This is a genomic window from Neobacillus drentensis, from assembly GCF_036962765.1.
GTDB classification, from domain to species: Bacteria; Bacillota; Bacilli; order Bacillales; family Cytobacillaceae; genus Neobacillus; species Neobacillus drentensis_C.
Genome location: NZ_JBALOS010000147.1, coordinates 259 through 7,492, shown reverse-complemented (window position 1 = coordinate 7,492; position 7,234 = coordinate 259). Strand labels below are relative to the sequence as shown.

The following is a 7,234-nucleotide window of genomic DNA, read 5'->3' as shown; positions in this document are numbered from 1 at the left end:
ACATTTTACACTAAATATATTTGAATAATGTTAAAATAGGTCATATTGATAATTATTATAGGAGGATTACAACGTTGGATAAAAAGTTTTCTACCCCTAAAGGATTTGGAGAAATACTCGATCACACCTTTCAATTAACTAAAAATCGCTTTAAGGACTTATTCATGATTTTATTGATTTTCATGGGTCCAGTTTACTTGGTTCAAGCAATCCTGCAACTTAGTTCTGGAACAAGCTTTTTTAGAGAAGTTGGCAGCGGTGGAGCGTGGTTTGAGCAAATTCTGACGAGTTTCGAGGAGACAGGAACTTTCGATTCAAGCAGTTTGGGAGCTGACATAGGTTTAATCATCATTGGTATAGTAAGTGCTTTTTTGGCACCAATTGCAGAGGCAGCCATCCTCTTTACACTCAATCATGTTCGACGTAATGAAGAATATACCGTGGGTTCGGTCATTAAACAAGCCTTTTCACGATTTTGGCCAATCATGGGGAGCAGTATTTTATTTGGGCTTATTAGTCTGGGGATCATCATTGTGCCACTTGCAATCGTCGGTGTTACAGGCGGTGTCGTTGCGACGACCGTGAATCCAATCGTAGGAATTCTATTAGGTGTTGTCCTGTTCCTAGGCTTTGCCGTTCTTGTAGGGCTGCTTTTAACGCGCTGGAGTTTTTATTTTGGTTCGGTTGTCCTTGATAGGGTTTCTCCTGGATTAGGAAGAAGCTGGCGATTAACAAGGAAACGTACATGGGTATTAATGGGACTTTATATCGTATTTTATTTTATTATTTCAAGTATCAGCTTTGGGGTTCAAATGACATTTGGAATGGTATTAGGCAATAGTGTGTTGTTAACATTGATTTCCAACCTTGTCACCTTAGTTACGACCATGATTTTCTCTGTCGGCTATGGGGTGATGTATCTGGATGCCAAAACAAGACATGATGCGGATGATTTGAAAGAAATGATAGAAGAATTTAAAACGGTTTAATATATGTTTTTGAAAAGAGCTGTGATAAATAACCTATTATGTTAGGTGATGATTATGTTCGAAACAGACAAGGCACAGGGTGACCTTGAAGAAATTTTAAAAACGAAAGAATATAGAGTTTATTACGAATCTAAGGGGTTCCTTGCTACCTGGTGGGACCAAGCAAAAGAATGGATTGCCGCGCAGTTGGAAAAATTGTTTCCTGCCATTGATTCAGCAAGCAGCGCGTCAGGTCCCATCCTTATTGCAGTCATTGTAATTGTTATTAGCCTTTTAGGAATATCGACTTTTTTTCTGATTCGAAATACGAGACGAAATAGGACCCTGCACAACCAAAAACCGCTCCAATCGAAGAAAGAAATGAATTTGACGTCACAAAGACATCTTGAAGAGGCAAATAAACAGGAGAGTTTAGAAGCGTATAGATTATCTACTCGCCATCTGTTTTTAGCGATGCTCCTTTCCTTCCATGAAAAAGGATTGCTTGAGGCGAGGATTTGGAAAACAAATTGGGATTATTATGATGAACTAAGGAAAGTAGATCAGCACAAAGCAGAACAATTTTTTCAGTTTGCTCAATTTTTTGAAGAAGTGACCTATGGGGAACGCACCGTAATGAAAGAAGAATATTTGCAGTTTCATCTTCAAGTATGGAAGGTCCTTGGCGATAGGAGGGAGGAGAATATATGATGAAATCTCTTTCCAAACTTCGGGCATGGGTAGGGTTGACCATCCTGCTTAGTTTATTTTCGGTTTTCAGTTATTTAGGTTCTTCACCAAGGCCGCAGAGTTATCCTGACTATGTTACCGAGTCACCTGCACCAACGGGTGTAAAGGCATTTTATACATATGTAAATAAGGAAAAGGAAGGGAAGATTTGGAGGCACTCACCAGATTTACTGTCAGATACATCAGACCACGAATTGCTGATTATGGTCGAACCTTCTATTACCATTGAAAAAGAAGAGATGCAGGCTTATATCCATTATATGAAAGCTGGGAACACCATCTTATTGTTGCAAAGCAATCCTCAAGGTATGTTTGATATCAAAACGAGTGGCACGGACGGAAAAGAATCGTTCAAGGTTTATACCGAAAACCGGACATCCTATCGTGCACAAATTCAATCAAACATCCGTTTGCGCCCTAAAAACGGAGATAGGATATTATTATCTGACAAGGCTGGTCCGATTGCGGTTGAACAATCATTTGGGAAGGGGCATTTATTGGTAGCCATCGCTCCTGAGTGGATGACCAATGGCAGCCTCTTGGAGAAGAATCATTTACCGCTTCTTCTATATTTACTAAATCAAGAAAAAACAAACACCATCCTGTTTGATGAATACATTCATGACGGAGAGAATGCAGCTTCGGTTTGGGAAGTGTACCCAATGTGGTTTTTACTTCTTGTGTTTCAGGCGATCCTATTAATGATTCTCTGGCTTTGGATGAAGGGAAAGCGTTTTGGACCTATTTTTGTCCCACGGGAAGAGTCGGTTCGATTCAGCGATGAGGGAGTGAAGGCACTAGCTGCCTGGTACCTACGTGGTAGACGATATCATGATTCCATCATCATCCAAGCAGATTATGTCAAGCTGCTTCTTCAAGAACGATGGCAGATGCCATATCACAGAGAATGGCAGGATCTGTCTAGCTATTTTGAGAGAAAGTGGACTCGGTTGAACGCTAGTGAAATTAGCACTTTTTTATCTGGATTGGTTAACATCCTTGAAAAAGATACCATCTCAAAACAGGAATACCTATTATGGTCGAAAAAGCTCGAGCAATTAAGGAGAGAGGTTGAAGAATGAAATCAGAATTAACATCCTTTTTGGACAAATATGAAGAGCGTATTTTAGGGCAGAGCCTAAATCTTAAACTATTAATATCTGCTATTTTAGCTGGGGGGCATGTCCTCTTAGAAGGTGTGCCTGGTACTGGTAAAACACAGATGGTACGTACACTTGCAAATCTCTTAGGAGGAACCTTCAACCGGATTCAATTTACACCCGACTTATTGCCAAGTGATATCACTGGAAGCACAATTTACAATATGAAGGAGAGTACCTTTCAAACGCTAAAGGGGCCGATTTTTACAAATATCCTGTTAGCAGATGAAATTAACCGGACCCCTGCAAAGACACAGGCTGCCCTGTTAGAAGCAATGGAAGAAAAACAGGTGACTATCCAGGGTGAAACCTATCCATTGCCTGAGGTGTTTTTTGTGGTTGCTACCCAAAATCCGATTGAATTCGAAGGGACATACCCACTGCCAGAAGCACAGCAGGACCGTTTCCTCTTTAAGCTTAGAATTGAATTTCCAAGTTTTGAGGAAGAGAAAAATGTCTTAAAACAAGTCCTTGAAAATAACTTTGAAGAAAATCTTGTTTCAGCCATCTTAGATATGGACGAGTTTTTAACCATTAGAAGAAAAATTGAAAAAGTCACGATAAGCGAGAATGTATTAGATTACATGATGAAAATTGTCAGGAAAACACGTGAAGCAGAAGGGATCCGGTACGGGGCTAGTACGAGAGCTGGAATTTCGATTGGCAAGGCAGCGCAAGCGTGGGCCTATCTTTCAGGCAGGGATTACGTAACTCCTGACGATATTAAAATGGTCGCTAAACCAGCCTTACGACATCGTATTCAGTTATCGCCGCATGTAGAATTGGAGGGAGCGACTGTTGACCAAATTATTGAAGAGTTGGTGGGCTCGGTTCCTGTTCCAAGATAAAGGGGTTTTACCAACCAAACGATTATTACTGGTTTATCTTTTGCTCTCCGTTGTTTTATGGATTAGTACGTTATGGAAAATCTCATGGGTTTTGGTATTTAGCGCGAATCTTATTTTATTATTGGTAAGTCTTCTGGACTTGTTTTTTTCACCCTCTAAAAAACATTTCTCCTTTCAACGAACGATTACAGCGGAATTGGAAAGAGGCATTCCTTACCCGGTAACGATCGAGGTTCAAAATACCTCTTCCTTTCCTTTTTTATATCAAATGGTGGATGACTTGCCACAGTCCTTTAAAAGACCGTTTCCAATCAGAGGGTCGATACCAAAGCAGGCTGTCGTCAAAATTTCCTATCAAACCACTGCGATGGTACGAGGAAAGTACGCAATGAATAAGGTTTATTTTCGCTATACGGGTTTGCTGGGATTGTGGGAAAAGCAAGTGTCCGTCGAATTACGGGATGATGTGAAAGTCATTCCGGATTTAACCGAAACCAAACAGTATTTAGAAAACGCACAGAAATATTTGGTGTACGAAGGGTTTAAGATTCGCAGGCAACGGAGCGGGGTCGGTGAATTTTCTAAGATTAGGAACTATGTAGTTGGAGATGATCCTCGTAAAATAAACTGGCGTCAAACAGCCAAGCTCCACGAAGTGATGACGAATGAATATGAACCGGAGCACGGAAAGTATATTACCATTTTAATTGATTGTGGAAGAATGATGGGGGCAGAACTGGCGGAGGGGAATCGCTTAGAAAAAGCGTTAGAAGCAGCCCTGACTGTGACTGCCGCCGCCCTCCAAAAGGGAGATTATGTTTCTGTTCTCGCCTTCTCAAAAGATATAAAAGTCTTTGTACCGACTGCCAAAGGAATGGCGCACCTTCAGACCATTCTACAAGCTATTTATTCATTAAAAGTGGATGCAGCTGAGTCTAATTACGCTGCTGTGTTGCAATACCTTGAAATAGTCCAAAAGAAACGAAGTCTGTTGTTATTATTTAGTGATGTGCGCACCTTTCTTCATGAGGAGAGTGCGCTTATCCTATTAAAACGGCTTAGACAACGACATTTATTTTTAATGATAGGGATTGAAGATCAGACGCTTTTAAAAAGAGTAAATGAGGAGCCGCATACGGTCCAAGCAGCGATGAGGAAAAGCATTGCCGAGCATCAACTTCTATTTAAGAAAAGGGAAAAGAACAAATGGGAAAAACAAGGCCTCGTCATGATTGAGGCCCGCGAGGAGAAATTGGCAATTACCGCTGTTTCTCATTATATTGACATTATGAATCAAAATCTTTTATAGCAATGCCTGAGTTTTAACTTCCCAATCACTACATAAAGGATAAGCCCGATCACGGTTAAGAAAGCAACGATGTACTTTGCTTCTAATGAAATAGCTGCCGGAGTGATGAAGCCTTCAATGATCCCGGCAATGACAAACAACGGGATGGTTCCAAGTAAAAGTTGAACGGATCTTTTTGCATGCTGCTTTAATTGGAAACTTCGAGAATATGGTCCCGGCACAAACAGTTTATAGCCCATAAGAAGACCAGCCCCGCCAGCAATAAAAATGGCTGTCAGTTCAATCATTCCATGTGGAACGATATACGCCCAAAAATCATACGATTTTCCGTGATGCCAAAACAGGGCCGCGAGCGCTCCAATAATGATGCCATTGTAGACCATTAAATAGACTGTAACTAGTCCAAAGGTGATCCCTCCAGCAAATGCGAAGATGGCAACTTTGATATTATTTGTCATGATGCTAGCCGACATGAGGGAGGAGTCCACGGCTCCATGGCCCTTCCCGAGTTGGTCTGGGTCAACCCCTTTGGCAATTTCTGCCGGGAGAATAGAATAGATATGCAATGGATCATTCATGACTGATAGGAAACTCCCTAGTCCTCCGATCAGAAATAGAATCATTGCCACCCAAACAAACTTCCATTGCTCTAACAATAGCCCAATAAATGTATGACTAAAAAAATGACGGATTTGTTTGAAACTTGATACTTGGTCTTTGTACAAAAGATTATGTGATTTTGCGACAAGTCCGTTCAAATAGTGAGTGACTTCATCTTGGGGGAAATAGGTTTGACTGTATGAGAGATTCTGGGCTGCTTTTTGATAGAGTCGATGGTATTGCGTGATACGATCACCTGTAATCGAACTTCTACGCCTCATGGTTTTGATTAACTGTTCCAGCTGTTTCCATTCTTCTCGATGCATTTTGACAAATTGTTTAACATTCATTCTGACACCTACTTTAGTGGGCTTGGCATAATAAGTCTTTATTCTCCTTATTATAGTAATATTGTAGAAAAATAGAAATAGAAATCATCAATATGTGACGGGGGAAGCTTATGCATGAAGATCATTTAGATATAAAAACACCAGAATTCGTTTCGATTCAATTTCAAATCGCTGGTTTAGGCAGCCGATCAGCCGCTTTTATCATTGATCAGTTGCTCTTAATGGCCTTTAACATTGTGACTGTGATTCTGCTTTTTTTCGTCCTGGACGGAATGTCGAAAATGGAATTTATTATGATTGAGAATTCACTCCCTATCGCCATAACGATTATTGGATTGTTTGTCGTTAATGGGGGCTACTTTTTTGCGTTTGAATTTTTCTCGGGGGGAAGAACGCTAGGGAAGAAGTTAATGGGAATCCGAGTCATTCAGGAGAATGGTCATAGCATCACATTGCTTTCTAGCTTTATTCGAAATCTAATGCGAATCATTGATTCCTTGCCGACAGCATACTTTCTCGGGATTATCATGATCTTTTTTCATTCGAAACACAAACGGCTTGGCGATCTTGTTGCAGGAACGATTGTCGTCCATGAGCGCAAAGCAAAACGGAAAAAGAAATCCCCAATCGAAGCAGAAATGAATAATAGAGGTCTTCACATTGATGATCTTACGATTGATCAATGGACGCTGAAATCCTTAGGAAAAAAGGAATGGAAACTCGTCAGTACATATGTTAGTCGTTTTCTGCAAATCCCGTTAGCCGAAAGAAATCAACTTACAGAACAAATCGCCGAGTTACTATTTCCGAAAATTGGACTAGACCCAGCAGGGAAAACGACAACAGAATTAGAAAACACCCTTCTTGTCCTTTATTTAGTCCTTTGTGAGGAATGGGAGTTTGAACTGTAAGGAATAATGAATAGGTGACAGCTGTGGTATAGTAAATTGGATTGAACAAATACGATAGAGGTGTATAAACATGAGTAAAGAGGTAATAGGAAATGCTGCTGGTGATGATTTAAAGAGGAACACCCCAGTTTCTTTAAAAGTGAATGGTAAAATCATTGCTACGAAAGCAATCAATATAAATACAAAGTTATTAGTACCATTAAAAGAAGTATTTGAAAGCAGCGGGGCATATGTAAACATAAACGAAACGAACACACATGCAACAGTTAGGACTAACAATTTTTCATTCGAAGTGATTGTTGGTGAAACTCAGGTTATTATGAACGACCAAGATTCTA

The 7,234-nt window shown here is 40.2% G+C and carries 8 protein-coding genes; 7 read left to right on the top strand and 1 reads right to left on the bottom strand.

Annotated features, from left to right (window positions below; all coding sequences use genetic code 11):
- The first annotated feature begins 74 nt into the window (after positions 1–74).
- The 5 genes from V7137_RS18410 to V7137_RS18390 are packed head-to-tail and all read left to right on the top strand — an operon-like array spanning position 75 to position 5,035.
- Positions 75–989 carry a hypothetical protein gene (locus tag V7137_RS18410; RefSeq protein ID WP_335699426.1) on the top strand — a complete coding sequence of 305 codons (915 nt, stop codon included), beginning with the start codon at positions 75–77 and terminating at the stop codon, positions 987–989.
- A gap of 54 nt (positions 990–1,043) precedes the next feature.
- Positions 1,044–1,679 carry a DUF4129 domain-containing protein gene (locus V7137_RS18405; protein WP_335699425.1) on the top strand — a complete coding sequence of 212 codons (636 nt, stop codon included), beginning with the start codon at positions 1,044–1,046 and terminating at the stop codon, positions 1,677–1,679.
- Positions 1,676–2,800: a DUF4350 domain-containing protein gene (locus tag V7137_RS18400; protein WP_335699424.1), complete on the top strand. Its 1,125-nt coding sequence runs from the start codon at positions 1,676–1,678 to the stop codon at positions 2,798–2,800. Before V7137_RS18405 ends, V7137_RS18400 begins: the two co-directional genes overlap by 4 nt.
- On the top strand, positions 2,797–3,726 hold the full coding sequence (locus V7137_RS18395) for an AAA family ATPase (protein ID WP_335699423.1): 930 nt from the start codon (positions 2,797–2,799) through the stop codon (positions 3,724–3,726). Before V7137_RS18400 ends, V7137_RS18395 begins: the two co-directional genes overlap by 4 nt.
- Positions 3,677–5,035 (top strand): DUF58 domain-containing protein, encoded by a 1,359-nt coding sequence (locus tag V7137_RS18390; protein WP_335699422.1) that lies wholly within the window; start codon positions 3,677–3,679, stop codon positions 5,033–5,035. The genes V7137_RS18395 and V7137_RS18390 overlap by 50 nt, the downstream gene beginning before the upstream one ends.
- Here the strand turns inward: V7137_RS18390 and V7137_RS18385 are convergent.
- Positions 5,020–5,985, bottom strand: coding sequence for a stage II sporulation protein M (locus tag V7137_RS18385; protein WP_335699421.1), 966 nt, complete (start codon positions 5,983–5,985; stop codon positions 5,020–5,022). The two genes, V7137_RS18390 and V7137_RS18385, sit on opposite strands and share 16 nt — an antisense overlap.
- A 110-nt stretch (positions 5,986–6,095) precedes the next feature.
- Here V7137_RS18385 and V7137_RS18380 point away from each other — a divergent pair, with 110 nt between their 5' ends.
- Both V7137_RS18380 and V7137_RS18375 read left to right on the top strand, forming a co-directional pair.
- Complete coding sequence (locus V7137_RS18380; protein WP_335699420.1) at positions 6,096–6,896, top strand: RDD family protein; 801 nt, start codon at positions 6,096–6,098, stop codon at positions 6,894–6,896.
- 70 nt (positions 6,897–6,966) lie between these two features.
- On the top strand, positions 6,967–7,234 hold a 268-nt coding region (locus V7137_RS18375; protein WP_335699419.1), incomplete at its 3' end, for a stalk domain-containing protein.